A 17,996-nucleotide genomic window follows, 5' to 3' on the forward strand; every position below is an offset into this window, starting at 1 on the left:
AAAGAGTTTGGATGAATAATTTAAAACGTAAGAGGATCTAAATAGTATAATTATATAAGTTAGGGAGTTGGGAAAAAATTAAAAAAAACAATAGCATTAGCCAGATTCAAAAAGAAAATACTATTTTAAGATTTTGCATTAATTTTATATGTTGGACTGATAGGGCAAATATGATCATTGAAATTTTTGACAGGCTTTATCTAAATAATGTCATTGTTCAAAAAAGATTAGATTGTTCCAAACCACCAACTTAAGAAAAAATATTGACACTGTTATTTGGAATTTGCTTTAAAAATTTAGAGTCTATTTATTAAGAGAAAAGATCCAAAAAAATTCGGATTCAAGAAGTTGCACAATAGCCTCAAAATTTCGGACCCCGTGTTGCTTAGAAAAAATCAGGAAAAAATTTCCGCCGGTTATGGTATATGGGATGATTTACCCTAATTATGCTGTAAACACATGCCAGCATGCTGGTGTGAGATGCACTTAAAAAAGGAAAAGTTCCGGAAACAGGAGAAAGAAAATTCTTTCATCGGTACGTGTTGCAGAAATCTGGAATTTAGCCCTTCAAAGATAAATAAACTCCAGATATTTCTTAGAGTGCTACCACAGAAAGAAAAAAGCTTTACAAAGGTAAAACCGGAACCTCCCGTGCCATATAAACCGGTAAACTGCAGATCCGGGAAGGCAAGGACCTTTCTGTTAAATCTAAATGGAGGTTTAGAAATATGTTGGACTTTACAGAGGCAAGTCTGAAAAAGGTATTAACCAGATACAATGTGGCTCTGGAAAAGGCAATGACGCCTGAAGATGCCGCAGAAGAGCTCTATCCTAAGGACGAACTTATTTACCCGATTGCAAAAGCCATCTTCGAAGGAGAAGAAGATGACGTGGTCGAGGGTCTCCAGGCAGCAATTGATGCAGGCGAAGACCCAATTGCACTCATCGACGATGCCCTCATGGTCGGTATGGGTGTTGTCACCAAGCTCTACGATGAAGGTATCATTTTCCTCCCCAATGTCATGATGTCTGCTGACGCCATGCTCAACGGTATCGAATTCTGTAAGGAAAATTCTGAAACTGCCCCTGTAACAAAGGGAACTGTTGTCTGCCACGTCGCAGAAGGTGACGTTCACGACATCGGCAAGAACATCGTTACCGCTCTCCTCAGAGCAAATGGCTACGATGTAATTGACCTCGGGAGGGACGTCCCTGTTGACGAAGTTGTTGCATCCGTTGTTGCAAACAAGCCCCTCATGGTCACAGGTACTGCACTCATGACCACCACCATGTATGCATTCAAGGAAGTTAACGACAAACTCCTCGAAAAGGGAATCAAGATCCCATTCGCATGCGGTGGCGGAGCAGTTAACCAGGACTTCGTGTCCCAGTATACACTCGGTGTGTATGGTGAAGAAGCAGCCGATGCCCCCAAGATTGCTGACGCAATCATTGCAGGTACCACAGAGATCGCAGCATTAAGAGAGAAATTCCACAAGCACTGAGGTGAGTTAAATGGCAGCAAAAAGATACACTTCAATGGCATACGCAAGCGCAGACGAAATGACCTTCGGCGTATCCAAGCACCCCGTAAAGGCAGGCCTTGGCCTTGAGATCGGTGCAGGCTACACAATTCCTGAAGTTAACTACGCCCCCAGACCTGAAGCCGGTGCATCCAAGGAAAAACTCGTAAAGGAATACGAGAGGATCACCACCGACATTATGGCCAGAATGGTCCAGGTCGGTTTCCCGGCAGTAATCCTCGAAACAGAACACGTTCAGCAGATGTCCAACAACCCCTCCTGGGGAGCAGAAGTCGCACACGCCCAGAAGACCATCATGGAAGAATACCACGATGAATACGGCATAAAGTGCGCCCTCCGCCACACAATCGGTGACATCCGTGAGAACAGGGACTTCCTCCAGCTCAGAGGCGACAAGTACTCCGTCTTCCTCGAGGCTTTTGAACAGTGCGCAAAGTCCGGTGCTGACCTCCTGTCCGTTGAATCAATGGGTGGTAAGGAAGTATTCGACCACGCAGTTCTCAGGAACGACATCCCTGGTATGCTCTACGCAATTGGCTGCCTCGGTTCCATGGACATGGAAATGATCTGGTCTGACATTGCAGCAATTGCACAGAAGACCGGCACTGTTGCAGCCGGTGACACCGACTGTGCCCAGGCAAACACCGCAATGTTCATTGCAGGCGGTCTCCTTGACAAGAACCTTGCCCACACCCTCGCAATCCTCGCAAGAGCAATCTCTGCCCCCAGGTCTCTCGTTGCATACGAATGCGGCGCAATGGGCCCCGGAAAGGACTGCGGATACGAGAACATCATCATCAAAGCCATCACAGGTAAGCCGATGACCCAGGAAGGTAAGACTTCCACCTGCGCCCACTCTGACGTAATGGGTAACCTCATTATGCAGTGCTGTGACTGCTGGTCCAATGAGTCTGTCGAATACCACGGTGAATTCGGTGGTACCACCGTTCAGTGTTGGTCCGAGTCCCTTGCATACGACTGCGCTCTCATGAACACCGCTCTTGAAACCAAGAACGAAAAAGTTCTCAGGGACCTCCTTATGCTCTCCGACAGGTACAGAGACCCCCAGTCCTACGTGCTTGCATACGACAACGCATACAAGGTCGGCCAGGCAATTGTTAAGGACGGAGACAACATCTACCTCAGAGCAAAGAACGCAGCAGTTGCATGCTGTGACATCGTCAGCGAAGGTGCTGCAGGCAAGCTCGAGCTCTCCAGGTTCGAATCCAAAGCCCTCGCAGACGCAAAGGCATCCCTGGACTCCCTCACAGACGACATGGACAAGTTCATGGACGACTGCCTTACAAAGTACAAGAGCGAAGTTAAAGTCTTCCTTCCAGAGAACTACGGCTTCTAAGCCCCCAGTTCTCTCTTTCTTTTTTTCTTTAACTTCACGTACTGCACTTTTATCCTCATTTTTTCAAGCTGTCAAATTAACCATTTTTTCTATTCTGGAAACCAGAGGCTTTTCAGCTCTCATGTACATATAGGCAGGAAGTCCCGAACGGGAAAAATTCTGGAAAAATTTCATTGCCAGCCCGTTAATTCTGGGAAATTCTCTTATCCTCCCATTTGCAAAGAAACCTATAAGCCTGTCAAAAGTCCTCACATTTGTGGTAAAACCCGCTTCTCCCCTTGCATTTCGGTCCATGGAAAAGACAAGTTCGACCCAGGCGTTCAGTTCCTTTGTAAGGTGCCGACTGGCTCCTCCTTCGACTACTATATGAGATCTTCCATTTTTGATATTACCAAAGTATTCTCTGAAAGAATCTCCTTTTGCAAGCGTATAGACTGCACCCATGCCTCCTGTGTGGCTATCCGTAGTGGCAACAAGCCCTTTGCCGTACTTTCGGGCAAGGGCAGCCGTAATCAGGTTTTTTTCCGTTAAGTCCTGCATGTTATATTCAACTACAGGAAACTGTTTTATAAGTTCAGGCACAGCCCGGAGATTGGGGCGGTCTCCTATCGCAAACCAGAAAGGGTGATTGTATATATGGGGCAGGTCATGAACCCTGAGATAACGGATAAAATTTTTGAAATCATGTTCCTGATTGGCGATAGCCTCAAGTTCTCCGAAATCTTCCGAGTCAAGATCAAAAACATTAATGTGAAGAGTATGTCCCACGTTTTCCGGGTCTTTTATTGAAATCTCAACCCCAGGAACCAGCCCCTCTTTATCCCAGCCGAGCAGGTCATATGCTTTGACAGTATCATGGTCGGTAAAGGTCACAAAATCAAGTCCCTTAGCCTTTGCTTTTTCAAAAAGAACTGCAGGGTGCATTGCCTTTGCCGGAGGGACATCATAGGAACAGGAGGAGTGCACATGCAGGTCCATCTTTTTCCATCCCTCCTGGTGCAGGGTTTCTGCAAGCTCAGAACTTACAGTTGTTTTAGGATTGTTTTCGGGTTTTCCTTGCATAAACAAGCACGACCATTTTATTCGGATTTCTTTCTGTGCAAAATATAAAGAAATTCTTATCCAGTTAAAAGAATGAAGGCAGAAATATAAAGATATTTCGCTAAAAAATATATTTTTCATAATTAATACATAGATAATTGAAGAAATGAGATAGTTAGATAGAAAAGACAGAGATAAAAAATCAAGAGAAAAAGAGTCCTTAAGAAGAAAAAAGCAGAAAAGAAGGTAAAATCTGAGAATATTATTTACCTTACTGCATGGATGGAATAAATAGTAAAAGAACGATCGGAAATAATCCAAAGCGCATACGATCTTTTTTGTAAAAAACCCTCTTTTTAGAGTATAAATTCTTTGTAAAATAACCGAATCAAAGGTGGTAGGAAAAGTGAGAAAATATTGTTTTCTAAGACAAATAACAATACTTAAAGGAATTGTTACATAGAAAGAAGAAAAAATATATATACAGGAGGTGAGTATCTACTAATTAGTAGCGTGGGACCAAAAACACCAATACCCAAATTATACGAACAGACCAAAAAGCATGCCATCAGTAAAGAGCTTGTTAAAATCTCCCTCCCATGTTACTCTCTTTTAAACAAATTTTACCTCGAATCTCTTTCTTTTATTTTTTTGATTATGCAGACAGTTTTTGAAGCTATTAAACTCGTTTTTAAGGCTTTTGGAGCCCTGCAAGCAATGGTTCAATCCATGAAAAATATTTATTTCTACAGATTGCGGCAGGGTAGAGAGGCACGGATATGAAAATTTTACTGTTTATATGCGGAGAAGGGCTTGGACACACCGGCCGCTGTCTTGCGCTGGGGAGAGAGTTTCTGGCGGCAGGGCATGAAGTGAACTTTGGAGCTTACGGTTACTCAAAGGAACTGGTGCAAAAAACAGGCTATTCGGCGCATAAGATTCTTCCGGAAATCAAGCTGGTTGGAGAGGCCGGGACTTTTGACATTGGTAAATCCATTAAAGAAACGCTGAGTAATCTTTTCCCTTCCGGGTTCAGGAAGCTCCTCAAACTGATTGAAGAACTGGGCCCTGACGTTGTACTTTCGGACGGGTACTACTCAGGCATCCTTGCTGCACAATCAAAAAAAGTTCCTGTTTACTTTATCGGGCATCAGTTCAATATGGAAGAGTTTTTTCAGAAAAAGGGACCTCTTTTAGGAACGGCAGGAAAGCTTGTTAAAAGGTTTTACAATTACATATTCAGCAGCGTTAACGGAATAATAGTTCCTGATTACCCGCTCCCTTACTCCGTAAATAGAAAAAATTTCGCGATCTCAAGGAGCATCAATGACAATATCTTTTTCAGCGGCCCCCTTATCCGATGCAGGTATCGGGAAGCCGGGGCAAAAACCCTCAAGCACCCTAATGTCCTTTCAACACTCGGAGCTTTCGGGTACAGGGCAGCCATATTCAAAAATGTGCTTGAGGCTGCGAAACTGGACCCGAACATTCACTATACCTTTATCTCAGGTCCCGAGATAGACCCCGAACAGTTTCCTGAAATCCCCGACAATGTGGAATTTACGGGTTTTACGGACAATCCCTTTCCTTATTACAGAGGCTCGGACCTGGTGATTACTGCAGGCGGGCACGGAACCATTATGGAGAGCCTTGCCTTTGGGCTTCCTGTACTTTCTTTTCCAGACGAAAAACATATAGAGCAGGAAAACAATGCCGCAATCCTTGAAGAAGCAGGATACGGAAAGCGAATGAGTTATCTGACGCCCCCTGAGGTAATTCTTGCCTGTATCCGGGAAGTCCTGGAAGATGAGAGTTACAGTAAGAAAACCCGAAGGCTAATGGAACTTGCCGAAGTGCTGGACGGGCCTGCAGCTGTCAGAAAGTTTCTTGAGGAAAAGATTGAAGGCAGACCTGCGGAAAAAGAAAACTCAAAGGAAGAAGCTTGAGGTCAGGGAGAAAAAGCAAATACAAATAAAAACATCCTGAAAAACGAGGATAAAGGATGAAAATAATGATTTTTATATGCGGGGAAGGGCTTGGCCATACCAGTCGCTGCCTTGCACTGGGAAAAGAGCTTCTAGCTGCAGGGCATGAAGTTAAATTCGGGGCTTACGGCTATTCAAAGGACCTGATCGAAAAGACAGGGTATAAAGCCCAGGAAATCCCCTCGGAAATAAAACTGGTTGGAAAGGCTGGAGGTCTCGATTTAACAGGATCGATCGAAGCAACCCTCAAAAGCGCCCAGCTCCTCGGAGGCCCCAGGCTTCTCAAGCTGATCAGAGATTTCAAACCGGATATTGTGATTTCGGACAGCTACTATCTGGGGACTCTTGCAGCCATGGTCCTTAAGCTTCCTGTATATCTTATCATCAACCAGTCGAATATGGAAGAGTTTTTTAAGAACAGAGGAGTTCCGGTCAGGATTATTGGGAAGCTGACAAAGAAGTTCTACAAAGAAGTCTTTGAAAAAACCGATAGAATAATTATTCCTGACTATCCTCTGCCCTACACCGTCTGCAGAAAAAATCTGAGCTTTGCCCCCAGACTTCGGGAAAAGCTATTCTACAGCGGCCCTCTTGTAAGGGCAAAGTATGAAGAAATAGACAGCATCCCTCTGGAAAAGCCCCATGTCGTTTCTCTTATTGGAGGTTTCGGATACAGGGAACCGATTTTCAGAAGAGTGCTCACCACTGCTGTGCTTGATCCCGGAATTAATTATACACTCATTGCAGGCCCTTCCCTTGACCCCTCAAAGTTCAGAGAAATCCCAAAAAATGTTCAGATTCTCAGGTTTGTTGAAGACACTTATCCTTATATCAAGAGTTCGGATGCCGTAATAGCTCCAGGCGGGCACAGCACAATCATGGAGGCTTTAAGCTTCGGGGTTCCCATCCTCTCTTTCCCGGACGAGGGACATAGCGAACAGGAAAGTAATGCTACAGTGGTAGAGGAGGAAGGCTACGGAAGAATGCTCAGCTATTCCACCCCTCCCGAGGTCGTTCTCGAATGCATAAGGGAAGTTCTTGAAGATGAGGCATATAGAAATAAAGTGGAAAGACTGCAGCGGCTTGCAGGGGAACTGGACGGGCCAAAAGCGATCCGAGAACTGCTGGAAAAAGAAATAGGGAAGAAAACTTCCTGAAAAGCTTCTCCGATATCTCTGGAAAACCTCTATTTGTCAGCACAGACTGGGAGAAGGGGTTTTCGGAAAAAGTTTGGGAGAACTGTTAGAAAAATTCAAAGTTATTCGGCATGAGGCTCTGCAGGTATAAGGTTCTTCAGATAATCCAGCAGAGCAGCGTGTTCTTCGAGCACGAGGTCTGCATGCTGTACTGCCTCAGGTTCGAGCATACTTGCAACTGCAACACAGTAAAGTCCTGCCCTTTTGGCAGCCGTAATTCCAAGAGGTGCATTTTCAATTACAATGCATTCGTTTTTTGTCAGGTTAAGCATCTCAAGCGCTTTAAGATAAGGGTCAGGATCAGGTTTCCCGCGTTCCAGATCGCTCCCGTTAACAACTACATCAAAATAGCCTGAAAAAAACTTATCCACCACTTTTCCTACAGTTATACGGTTCGAGCCGGAGACCATGGCGAGCTTGAAATGTTGTTTCAATTCATTCAGGCACTCCGGAATACCTTCAAAAGGTTTTATTCTGTCAAATTCCAGAAACTCGCGTTTCCTTTCAGGTAACTGCTCGAAATGCTCGGGCTCAGGCTCTTTTCCGGCTTTTTCGAAAACCGCTTTAATTAGCCTTGTATCGTTTGAGCCTTCAAGCTCATAAATGTCTTTCCTGGTGATAGTAATACCCACTTCCTTAAACGCTTCAACCCAGGCGTCTGCCTGAAAAAGCATGGAGTCCACAAGAACTCCATCCACGTCGAAAATAATTGCTTTTAACATGTATTCAATAGATTGTTGTGCTCCATAATAAATTTTATGAAAAACTAGAACTCATTAAAGTTTCTATATAGAAATATCCGGATCTCAATGAAGCTTTAGTGAAAGTTGAAGTCGATTTTCCAGATATTTTTCAGGTTATTTCCAGATTATTTCTCAAATTATTTCTCAAACTATTTCACAAATTATTTCACAAATTATTTCCTGTTACATTTTCCATCAAGTTTTCATCTCAGATATTTATCATAAAGATATCCACCCAACCAGTATCCAAAAAAAGCAAATATAAGAGTTCCAGGCGCGTAAATAGGATACCCAGCTTCTTCAAAACGGAATAAAAAATTGAAAAAAACAAGATAGAGGATCAGAAAAACTAAAAATCCTCCAATTTCAGTATGCCTTTTCGTAAGGTTCAAGTTTACAATGACCTCCTTTTCCTGATCTAAAGCTACCCTGAAGCTCGAAACTGGAACTCTAATACCCTTTGTACTTAAGAATTTTATTCTTTACCTCTTTTCCTGTCCTGCTTCCTCTTCCTCTTTGAAATCAAGAGAAACAGAGTTAATGCAGTAGCGCTTCCCAGTTGGTGAAGGTCCATCCTCAAAAACGTGCCCGAGGTGACTTCCACAGCGAGAGCAGACCACCTCGATTCTATTCATAAAATAGCTGGTATCTTCCTTAAGCCGGACCCTGTCACTGGAAATTACGTCATAGAAACTTGGCCAGCCGGTTCCGGATTCGAATTTGGTATCCGAAGAAAAAAGTTCCTGCCCGCAGGCAGCACAGGTATAGACTCCTTTTTCCTTATTATAATACAGGTTGCCGGAAAAGGGTCTTTCCGTACCTTTCTGCCTCAAAACATGATACTGTTCAGGAGTAAGAACCTTTTTCCACTCTTCTTCAGACTTCTCGACCTTGTTCTGTGTCAGTCGCAAAACCCCCTTTAAGTATGTGACCTTATTTAACTTAATTATATCGGAAAAATTATTTTTCTGCAGCTCAGGAAAGATTTTGACTTCCCCTCAAGGAAGAGCATTGTATAATAAAGGGAGAGCACTGCGAGTTATTAAAGTACTGCACGCCAGATAAATATAAATTGCGGCAAATAGTATTCAATTAAAGAAAAAAAACATAATATTCGAAATAACCCACAAGACAAGAACTCATTAGTTTGAGGGGCTATGGAGGAAAACTGGGAGAACAGAAAAGATCACAGCATAATAACAGCTGCCCTTATATTCCTTCTTCTTGCAATAGTATTTGGCCTGATAGTCTCAAGGCAAATTTATATTGGAAAGTTTATTCTCCCGTTTTATCTCCTTGTCACAGGAACGTTTCTCTTTGCCACTTCCCTGGAAACGGAGAACAACATTGGAGAATGGATTGCCTCTTTCAGCTGGACTCTTAATATGTTCGGTCTGGTTCTTTTTTACCAGTACGGAACAGGAGACTGGGAAAGCTGGGTTTATGCCTGGACTCTTATATTTCCTGCAGGGCCGGGCCTGGGGCAACTGAGTTACGGGGCAGTGAAAGCACGGAAAGATCCTTTTGAACGGGGGAAAATTCTTGTCCAGATAGGGTTTGGGCTGTTTTTCCTGATCTTTATAGTTTTCAAGCTCTTTTTTCAATAATTCGGATAATTCCGGAGTTTATTCTACCTGATTCTACCATCTTACTTTTTTGCTTTATTACCTTACTTTACCTTTTTTACCTTGCCCTTCCTTATCCAGTCTTATTCGTACCTTAGAGAGTCCACAGGCTTCATTTTTGCAGCTTTTCGTGCCGGGTAGACGCCAGAGATAAAGCCGACTGCAACCGCAACAATAAACCCGGCAGCTATCAGGCTTAAAGGGAATACTACGGGAAGGGAAAGAAGGCTTTCAACGCTGTATGCACCTGCAATTCCAACAGCACCTCCGATAATGCCCCCGAAAACTCCAAGAAGGATTGACTCGATCATGAAAAGAAAAAGGATGTCGAAACCTGTGAAGCCGAGAGATTTGAGCACTCCTATCTCCCTTGTCCTTTCGGTAACGCTTACGAGCATGATATTCATGATCCCTATGGAGCCTACCAGAAGGGAAATCAGGGCAACGGCTGTCAGGAAAGAGCTGAGGGCTGCTGCCATCATATCAGTCTGTTCTAAAATTTCAGCCTGATTGACGATCATGTAGGGTCTCGAATCTTTATCCTCAAGATCCCTTTCGGAAATCCCGAAATTCCGGGCAAGGCGTCTGTCCACTTCATCCGAGGTCTCCTGAATAGCCGCAGGGTCTTCAGCCATTGCAAAAACTCCTCCATAGTCCGTTTCGCCAAGGATCTCGTTCATTACATTGACAGGGATAAGGACAGCCTCGTTATCGTTATAAGCCTGGATCATTGTGTTTTCAGGATTCTGGATTACTCCCTTAACCTTGAAGGTTTTTGTGATTTTCTCATTTTCCCCTATCCTGAAGGTTATGTCTATGGAGTTTCTGACTGAAATATTTCTGCCGAATTTTTCATTTGCAATATCATGCCCTATAATTGCTACATACCCATCATTATCATTAATAAAGGAGCCTTCCCGGAGCTGGGTATTTGCAACCTCATCATAAGCCTCCCCTACCCCGCTTACCATGATGCTTTTGGTTTCGGACATATACGTAACTTCAGCAGTCTGCGACTTTAAAGGCGAAACTCCTGAAATTCCTGGCGTGTTTTCAACTATTTTCATCTGGTTGTCGTAGAAAAGCTTTGGCTGCATTCCCTGAATATAAATGAAATTTGAGCCGATATTGGTTACCTCATTTGTAAAGTGCTGGTTAAAACTTGCCCCAAGGGACACGTTTGCAATCACAGCAGCAACTCCGATGACAATTCCAAGAACCGTAAGGGTTGAGCGCATCTTTGCGCTTGTAATGCTTCCAAGAGCTATTTTTCCTGCACTTAAAAGGGGGATCATGAATGGGGGCTCCATTTTTCACTAAAATCTGATTCACCAATTGACCAAGATATACGCAATATATACCTCTAATATATTAAAACAGATGAACAGCCCATAAGATATTGCGAATTGATGTGACCAAATAGTCAAACAAAGATATGAATAGAAAACTAAATCGATAAATGGATATTAAAGTAGATAGAAATTATAAAGTCATTATGATACTAATTTTACTTGATTCTTGGCAATGTGGTATTCATGATAGAAGAGAAACAAATATTCCTGTCCTATTCTCACAAAAACATGGATTTAGCAAATGAAATTGATAATACACTTCGTATAAGGGGGATTAGAGTAACAAGGGACATAAGAGGCGTAAAATGTTCCCAAGGCTTTAAAGAATTTATGAAAAGTATCGGAAGCCACGACCTCGTTTTGATGTTGATCAGTGATCAGTATCTAAAATCTCAAGCTTGCATGTTTGAGGTCATAGAGTTTATGAAAGAATCAAACTACAAACAGAGAGTAATACTAATTGTCAATGATGATGTAAATTTTGATTTGAAAGGGATACTATATCTCAAGTACTGGGAAGAAAAAGGAAAGTTAATCGAAGAAACTATAAAAAAACATCATCGAGAAAAAGTAAAGCCTCTGGAAGAAGAAAGTGATGAAATAAAACTTATTGAAAACAACATTATAGAATTTATTGCCACAATTCGGGATCTGAAATATATAGCATTCAAAGAATTGAACAAAAGTTATAAAGAATTATATGAAAGAATTGGACTAAAAATAGATAAAAGCGAAGCAAATTATGATACTATTACTGAAGAAGATGTTAGCTTCGGACTTGCGAGAAGGTACTCTACAAATGTTTTAATAAATAAGGATTATCCCAAATGTGAAATTAAAGACGCGTTGGGGGAAATCGTATTTTCTTTGAAAGCAAATAATGATGTTATCTGGATATTTGCTTATAATAAGCTAGACGACATTTCAAATGTTAATTGGTTTTGCCGAAGCTACTGGGTCTCACCTGATTTAGATCAAGAATGGAGACCAATGAGAATAAAATCTAACGATGGAATTGAGGATATTGAGATTGAATGGAATAACGAATACGAAAAATATAGAGAATTCTATAAATCTCATTCTGGAACTAAAAGTGAGATTATAAAATGGTCAGACACATTATTGGAACAAGTAGTTCCAATAGCAAAAACTGCGATTGAAAAATTTATTCAATTCCAAAGTAGTGAAATTGATGATGAAGAGTTTCTGGAGCATATGCATAAAAACCGCAAAACTGTGCAGGAATTGTATTTACAGTCTGGAAAAAGAAAATATCCACCTTATGAATGTAGAGAGTATATTCAAAAGTTTGACAATATCTTTGCAATAGTCGACAATATATTCTTGTTTCATTCAAAAGAAAACATGGATACATGGCCTGAAAAGACCAGGATAATAATGACTGAACAAGAAAAAAATAGATTTTACAAAGTGTTAGAAGAATTAAATTATGAAAGAAAGAAACTAAATTAACTTGTAGTTAAAGAATAAAAAGACTAAAAGGTTCAACAATATCCCTTAAAATTCGCCCCGAAACTCCCTCCGACTATCCCGCAATAACCGAAGTAAACGACCTTGCCTTCGGACAGCCTGCCGAAGGAAAACTCGTTGAAAACCTCAGGAAAAACCCAAAATTCATCCATGAACTTTCACTTGTAGCTGAAGCTGATGGAAAGATAGTTGGTCATGTACTCTTCTTCCCGATAAAAATCAAACCTGCAGAAGGAAAGGAAAAGGAAACAATCTCTCTTGCACCGGTTGCAGTCCTTCCTGAGTTCCAGAGGCAGGGTATAGGAGGCGAACTTATAAGAGAAGGGCTAAAAGCCTGCGAAAAAATAGGGTATGACTCTGTTATAGTCCTCGGACATCCTGAGTATTATCCTAAGTTCGGATTTGAACCGGCAGAAAAATGGCGAATTACAGATCCTTTCGGAGCTCCGTCTGAGGCTTTTATGGCGGTGGAGTTAAAAGAAGGATCTCTTGAAGGTTCAGGCGGAGTAGCGGAGTATCCTGATGAATTTCTCGAGGTTTAAAGAAGAAAAAAATAAAGAAATTTAAAAAAGAAAAAGGCGAAAAAAGAGAACCTTCTGACAGAAAAGTTTAGATAGATGGTGTCAGGCTTGACTCTACTCTTCTATACCTCGGGCCCGGAAGGTGAAAAGCCGAAATCAGTTTCCCTAGGTCCCTGGATTTTTCCAGTAACCTGGGCCTGAAAGTAACTTCAAGATTATCCGTGCCTGCTGCGATGATTGTATCCAGAATATCAAAACCCAGATAGTAAAGAAGACCCGCTGTATATTCGAAATAGGGTTTAAAGGCATCCCTGTCCGGAATTCCCTGAGTGAAAACAAGAATTAGTTTTTTATTGTCAAGCCTGCTTGAGAAATCAGACCTTAAGAAAGCTGTCATGCGGTCAATAATGAGTTTTGTCTGGGCTGTCATCTGCCACATATATACAGGAGAACCGAGTACAACAGCATCTGCTTCTTCAATTTGTCGGTAAAGTTCCTGCATGTCATCATCTATAACACAGCAGCCATTCTCCTGGCACCTTTGGCAGGCGTCACACCCTTTGATGTTAAGAGAAGAAAGATTATAGATTATGGTTTCTGCCCCATTTTCTGCAGCTCCTTCGAGAATTGCATTCACAAGTTTTGCGGTATTACCATCAACTTTAGGACTACCCACCAATCCGAGAATTTTAATGCTAGAACCCCCATTCAAATTTTGAATATTGGATATTAAACATTTTTACACAAAAGTATAAATGACAGATCAGAATAAAAACGTTTCTCTTATTTAAAAAAATAAGTCAGTTTCTATGAAAAAGTCTTAAAAAAGAAGATAATGAAAAAAAAGAAAAATAATTTTGCTGGTTTAGCCCTACTGGTTTGGTCTATTTACCTGGTTTAGCCAATCATCTTTTAATTACCATAAACGCCCCGAAAAGCGCTGCAATAAACAGCAATGCTGTGAAGATTGATGAATAACCTGCATCTTCGGCCCCTTCAGCGTCTTCAGTACCTTCAGCACCTTCAACATCTTTAATATCCTCTCCTTCTCCGTCATCTACCTGAGAAACAGGTCCCTCTGCATCAGCAGTATCATCTTCGTCTTCTCCGGCAAAACTTGCTTCTGAACTACCTTCAGTCCTGTCAGAAGCTTCAGACTCGGCTGTATCTTTTTCCGCAATCCTGGCTTCACCTGTTGAGCCACCACCGCCGCTTGAGCCTGTGTTACCATCAGTAGATGAAGTAGAGTATATTATGTCAACTTCAGCAATATAGCCCTGAGATGCATTCTCAATTGTTTCCATCTGAGAAACAGGAATCTCAAAACTGACTTTATCGCCATTAACGTAGAGTTCGACATTTCCGATATTGGTATAGTTTTCAGGAGTGAGATTCAGGTTCAGACTGTATCTGCCTCCCTCTCCTACGGTACTTTTTGCAATTAGCTCTCCCTCATAATATGCCATAATTTCAGAGCCTGCAGAGACAGATTCTCCATTAAAATCCAGCTCTCCATGAAGGATGAGCGGCAGGTCAGGCACATCTCCAATCAAATCGTTATCTTCGGATAAGGCAGTCACACTTACCGCTGCAAACACAGGCAGTATTATCAGGCTTAAAATAAGCACTCCGAACTTTCGGTATTTAATCAAAATTACTTCCCCCACTCTATTCAGGTTAATGTAAAGATTATGAAACCACTGCCATTACTTGATCTCTGCTCTGTCGGACAATAGTCGCAACGACTGCAGGTACCTCTTAAGAAATGGGCTTTGTTTACAGGTTTCCTATGTTGCTATTTTTTTCAGGCAGAGTTTAACTCCCATAAAACTCACAAATATTTGATTTGAAAATATTTCCTGCCCGACAATTTAAGAAGGCAAGAATTATTAAGATATAATATTGTTAGATATTATATATACCAATATATTAAAAAATATTAATTATTTAATAATAATCCAGTCAATATTGAGCTTATATCAAATAATATCCCCAAAAGATCCTGTTTTTTTGTTTTTATACTCCGAAAAAAGAGAAAAAAGAAAGGAAAAAAAGAAAAAAAGAAAGTTACTCTTTTTTACTCTTATTCTTCACTTCTACTGTATTTCCCTGTCAATTTTTATTTCCTTAGTTTCTATTTTCTTATCTTGTTTCATTCTCTCTTCGACTTAAGAAAAGCAAAGGCTCCAAGCCCTGCAAGTAATGCAGATAATGTTTCAAACCCAGGTAGTGCGGACCGTTCCTCAGGTTCAGCTTTGACAGGCAGGGCTGAGTATGCATCATAGCTGGAGATTGAGAATCCTGCAAAAGCTAAGTCTCCTGTGTAATACTCTGCAAGTCCTGCAAAAAGATCCTGTACCAGGTACTTATCTTCAAAACCTTCTTCTACGGAAACTTCTATTATTCCTTTTGAATTTACACCTCTTATTTCACCCATTTCAAGTGCAACAGCATCAATAATCGCCGATTCAGAGTTAAGGTCTTCAGTCTCACCGCCATAAGCCCTGACAATAAAGAAGTCTACAAGAGGAGCAATTTTTTCAATATTTGATGAAGCATAAACGGGAGGAAGACTTGCTGAAACGGATACGTTTTCTCCGGCATTCTCACTGGCAGCCTTAAAAAGGGGTATATAGTCCATGCAATTATTTCCGGAGTCCGGATCAGAGGAAGTTTTGATATAAATGTTAATTCCATCAAAAGGTGCAAGTGACTTGTTGTTGTAGTCAAGGATGGTATTCAGGGAAGATGTAGAGGAATTCGCAGCTTCTTTTGCTGTGCAGTTGAGCTCTTCAAAAAGCACTGCATGTACTTTCTTTCCGTTCTCATGAGCCATTTTCACGAAACGTTCATACTGCCAGACGTCTTCACTGTTTATGCTCAGGAAAACAGTACTGATTCTTGAGGATTCAAGTTCACTTATGAGTACAGGAGAATCGAATCTATATGGAGACGAGAGTTTAATTCCAGAAAGATTAACATTATATCTGGGAAACAGAATCTCTGGAGCTTTGGTTTCATTTACACTCTGATTTTCCTGCACTTTTACTGTTTTTTCAGAAGATTCTTCAGGAGACTTCTCAGAAGCTGAAATCTCAGGGGCAGAAGTTTCAGTCTCGGGGATGGTTTCAGATTCGGAAATTGAACCTTCAGAGGCGTTGCTTTGGATAGATACTTCAGCGTTGTTTTGGGTAGATACTTCAGTTTTGTTCTGATCTGAGACGAAATTTACAGTTGGCTCGGATTCTACAAATTTTCGGACAAAAGCGTATTCTACAGCCATATATCCCGTATTCTTAGAGGCATTGGAATAAGATTCTGCATAAAGATAGACATGCATCGGGAAGTTCGTAATATAGTCATTCGAAGAATAATCCATGTTAACATCCCGAATACCGTTCTTAAACCAGGCTACTTTGCGTGTATCATTTTCTTCATACCAGGCGATTCCTGAGCTGTACCACTCTCCTTCAGGAATGCGGACATCTGTTTTATCAAAAGAATTAAATCTCTCCTTTCTGTAAGAAGTCTCCCAGCGCACCCGACTCTCGTTGGCAAATTCAGTCTGGAACCTGACCTCGTTTTTCCTGCTGCTTATCTGATCTATGAAGCCCTGCCTCAGCAGAGGACCTCTCTCATCTTTTCCTGTAGTAACTTTCATTCTTTTAACTACGAACATAGAATTAATGTCAAAACTATCTTTACTGTAGATCAGGGAGGAATCATAAGCATGAGGCACAGGAACTGTCACTTTACAGATTCCGTTTTTGACTTCGACAAGCCCTCCACCTGCACTTTCGGAATCCCATACAAGCCCCTTGAGTTTATCCTCTTCAAAGTCATCGAAAAATTCGAAGGTTTTCTCTCCATTACTTACTGCCTCAGCAGCCGGATTTCCGCACTTCATAAGGAGTGTGGTGTTCTTGTTCGCAGGCAGGGAAGGGATTTTTACCCAGATGAGAGCTTCTTCAGTTTTCGGGTTCCAGGACTCAATCCAGTAATTAAGTGTTCGTCCTCCGGAAAAGAAACGAAGGTCGGAACCATCCTCTTTTGCCTGTGAAAAATTAAAGTTGGAAAAATTCAGGTTAATAGGAACCTGATAGTCTGTCAAAGTTTCTCCGGAATTTTCAGTAACTATGATCTCCTGGGAATAGCCTTCCGTATCATTTACCTTAGATATGGCCCATAGATCATTCACGGTAGCCAGGGCAGAGCCCGTAATCAAAACCAGGAAAAAAACAGAAATAATTCCACATGTGGTCAGTCTCTTTTTCATTTTTAGCAGCCTCTTTTAAGCCCTTTTGTCAGACACAATGAAAAGTACTATCCAGACATCATCAAGACTATAACAAACACTATTTGTTTTACCTAGGTACTAACCCAAAAACAATAAACCTTTTCATAAATACTTACACATGATAATAGTTAAAATAATAATATTGAGTTATATAAAAATTGGGTGAAAAAGAAAGAGACCAGGGAAAATGAAAGATTTATCGGAACAGGTGAAGAATCTAAAAAGCCCGAAATGGTAATAAAGAATACACACAATTACAGTTTTCCATGACTCTTCTATCCAGCAACGAACTAAGAAAACTCATACAGGCAAATCCCCCTTTGCTTGAAAACGCAGTCGATGTAGAAACCCAGATCCAGCCCAATGGGCTTGAACTTACCCTGAAAGAGATAAAAACAATAGAAGGTACGGGAGCTGTCGATTTTGATAATTCTGAAAGGAAAGTTCCCGACGCAAAAAACCTGGAATTCGGGAGCGACGACTGGATTCATCTTCCCAGAGGCATTTATAAAGTCCTGTTTAATGAAATCGTAAATATTCCCATGGACCTGGCTGCAATTGCAAAGCCGAGATCAAGTCTTATTCGATGCGGGGCAACTCTTGAAACCGCGGTATGGGACGCAGGTTACAGGGGACGCAGCGAGTCCATGCTTGTAGTTTATAATCCGGCAGGTTTTAAGTTGAAGAAAAATGCCAGGATAATGCAGCTCCTTTTCTATACCCTTAATACCGAAGTAGAGGAAGGTTATTCAGGAGTCTACCAGAACGAAAACACAAAATGAATTTTACGAAAAAAAGGACGGTGCTTAAAAGTCTGGAGAGAGATATCTTTCGAAAATATATA

The 17,996-nt window shown here is 41.4% G+C and carries 15 protein-coding genes; 8 read left to right on the forward strand and 7 right to left on the reverse strand.

Annotated features, from left to right (window positions below):
* The first annotated feature begins 728 nt into the window (after positions 1 to 728).
* Together mtaC and mtaB are read left to right on the forward strand one after the other, a co-directional pair.
* On the forward strand, positions 729 to 1,505 hold the full coding sequence (gene mtaC, locus MSHOH_RS19975; RefSeq protein ID WP_048142319.1) for a methanol--corrinoid protein MtaC: 777 nt from the start codon (positions 729 to 731) through the stop codon (positions 1,503 to 1,505).
* 10 nt (positions 1,506 to 1,515) lie between these two features.
* A complete protein-coding gene (gene mtaB / locus MSHOH_RS19980) occupies positions 1,516 to 2,901 on the forward strand; it encodes a methanol--corrinoid protein co-methyltransferase MtaB (protein ID WP_048142320.1) in 1,386 nt (461 codons plus the stop codon).
* Between the two features lie 63 nt (positions 2,902 to 2,964).
* Here the strand turns inward: mtaB and MSHOH_RS19985 are convergent, their stop codons facing one another.
* A complete protein-coding gene (locus MSHOH_RS19985; RefSeq protein ID WP_082089435.1) occupies positions 2,965 to 3,963 on the reverse strand; it encodes a PHP domain-containing protein in 999 nt (332 codons plus the stop codon).
* Positions 3,964 to 4,721: 758 nt separating this feature from the next.
* On the opposite strand from MSHOH_RS19985, the gene MSHOH_RS19995 reads away from it, so the two are divergent.
* Both MSHOH_RS19995 and MSHOH_RS20000 read left to right on the forward strand, forming a co-directional pair.
* Positions 4,722 to 5,888, forward strand: coding sequence for a UDP-N-acetylglucosamine--N-acetylmuramyl-(pentapeptide) pyrophosphoryl-undecaprenol N-acetylglucosamine transferase (locus tag MSHOH_RS19995; RefSeq protein ID WP_048142324.1), 1,167 nt, complete (start codon positions 4,722 to 4,724; stop codon positions 5,886 to 5,888).
* Between the two features lie 56 nt (positions 5,889 to 5,944).
* The gene (locus tag MSHOH_RS20000; protein WP_048142326.1) at positions 5,945 to 7,084 is read left to right on the forward strand and encodes a UDP-N-acetylglucosamine--N-acetylmuramyl-(pentapeptide) pyrophosphoryl-undecaprenol N-acetylglucosamine transferase; all 1,140 of its coding nucleotides are present in this window, start codon (positions 5,945 to 5,947) and stop codon (positions 7,082 to 7,084) included.
* A 101-nt stretch (positions 7,085 to 7,185) separates the two neighbouring features.
* Here MSHOH_RS20000 and MSHOH_RS20005 read toward each other — a convergent pair whose 3' ends face one another.
* Together MSHOH_RS20005 and msrB are read right to left on the reverse strand one after the other, a co-directional pair.
* Positions 7,186 to 7,845: an HAD family hydrolase gene (locus tag MSHOH_RS20005; protein ID WP_048142328.1), complete on the reverse strand. Its 660-nt coding sequence runs from the start codon at positions 7,843 to 7,845 to the stop codon at positions 7,186 to 7,188.
* Between the two features lie 503 nt (positions 7,846 to 8,348).
* Positions 8,349 to 8,771: a peptide-methionine (R)-S-oxide reductase MsrB gene (gene msrB / locus MSHOH_RS20015; protein ID WP_048143697.1), complete on the reverse strand. Its 423-nt coding sequence runs from the start codon at positions 8,769 to 8,771 to the stop codon at positions 8,349 to 8,351.
* A 252-nt stretch (positions 8,772 to 9,023) separates the two neighbouring features.
* Here msrB and MSHOH_RS20020 point away from each other — a divergent pair, with 252 nt between their 5' ends.
* Complete coding sequence (locus tag MSHOH_RS20020; protein WP_048142331.1) at positions 9,024 to 9,473, forward strand: hypothetical protein; 450 nt, start codon at positions 9,024 to 9,026, stop codon at positions 9,471 to 9,473.
* 101 nt (positions 9,474 to 9,574) lie between these two features.
* Here MSHOH_RS20020 and MSHOH_RS20025 read toward each other — a convergent pair whose 3' ends face one another.
* Entirely contained in the window at positions 9,575 to 10,786 is a 1,212-nt protein-coding gene (locus MSHOH_RS20025; RefSeq protein ID WP_048143699.1) for an ABC transporter permease, read from the reverse strand.
* 240 nt (positions 10,787 to 11,026) lie between these two features.
* On the opposite strand from MSHOH_RS20025, the gene MSHOH_RS20030 reads away from it, so the two are divergent.
* Together MSHOH_RS20030 and MSHOH_RS25785 are read left to right on the forward strand one after the other, a co-directional pair.
* Positions 11,027 to 12,316, forward strand: a complete 1,290-nt coding sequence (locus MSHOH_RS20030) for a toll/interleukin-1 receptor domain-containing protein (protein ID WP_048142333.1) — start codon at positions 11,027 to 11,029, stop codon at positions 12,314 to 12,316.
* Between the two features lie 83 nt (positions 12,317 to 12,399).
* Positions 12,400 to 12,876 carry a GNAT family N-acetyltransferase gene (locus MSHOH_RS25785; protein ID WP_275425597.1) on the forward strand — a complete coding sequence of 159 codons (477 nt, stop codon included), beginning with the start codon at positions 12,400 to 12,402 and terminating at the stop codon, positions 12,874 to 12,876.
* A 67-nt stretch (positions 12,877 to 12,943) separates the two neighbouring features.
* Here MSHOH_RS25785 and MSHOH_RS20035 read toward each other — a convergent pair whose 3' ends face one another.
* From MSHOH_RS20035 to MSHOH_RS20045, 3 genes are all read right to left on the reverse strand, one after another.
* Positions 12,944 to 13,567: a flavodoxin family protein gene (locus tag MSHOH_RS20035; protein WP_082089437.1), complete on the reverse strand. Its 624-nt coding sequence runs from the start codon at positions 13,565 to 13,567 to the stop codon at positions 12,944 to 12,946.
* A 193-nt stretch (positions 13,568 to 13,760) separates the two neighbouring features.
* On the reverse strand, positions 13,761 to 14,507 hold the full coding sequence (locus MSHOH_RS20040; RefSeq protein ID WP_048142335.1) for a hypothetical protein: 747 nt from the start codon (positions 14,505 to 14,507) through the stop codon (positions 13,761 to 13,763).
* Positions 14,508 to 15,007: 500 nt separating this feature from the next.
* Positions 15,008 to 17,131, reverse strand: a complete 2,124-nt coding sequence (locus MSHOH_RS20045; protein WP_048142336.1) for a DUF2341 domain-containing protein — start codon at positions 17,129 to 17,131, stop codon at positions 15,008 to 15,010.
* A gap of 287 nt (positions 17,132 to 17,418) precedes the next feature.
* Here MSHOH_RS20045 and MSHOH_RS20050 point away from each other — a divergent pair, with 287 nt between their 5' ends.
* Complete coding sequence (locus MSHOH_RS20050; RefSeq protein ID WP_048142343.1) at positions 17,419 to 17,934, forward strand: deoxyuridine 5'-triphosphate nucleotidohydrolase; 516 nt, start codon at positions 17,419 to 17,421, stop codon at positions 17,932 to 17,934.
* The last annotated feature ends 62 nt before the right edge of the window (positions 17,935 to 17,996 follow it).

Source organism: Methanosarcina horonobensis HB-1 = JCM 15518 (assembly GCF_000970285.1).
GTDB lineage: Archaea > Halobacteriota > Methanosarcinia > Methanosarcinales > Methanosarcinaceae > Methanosarcina > Methanosarcina horonobensis.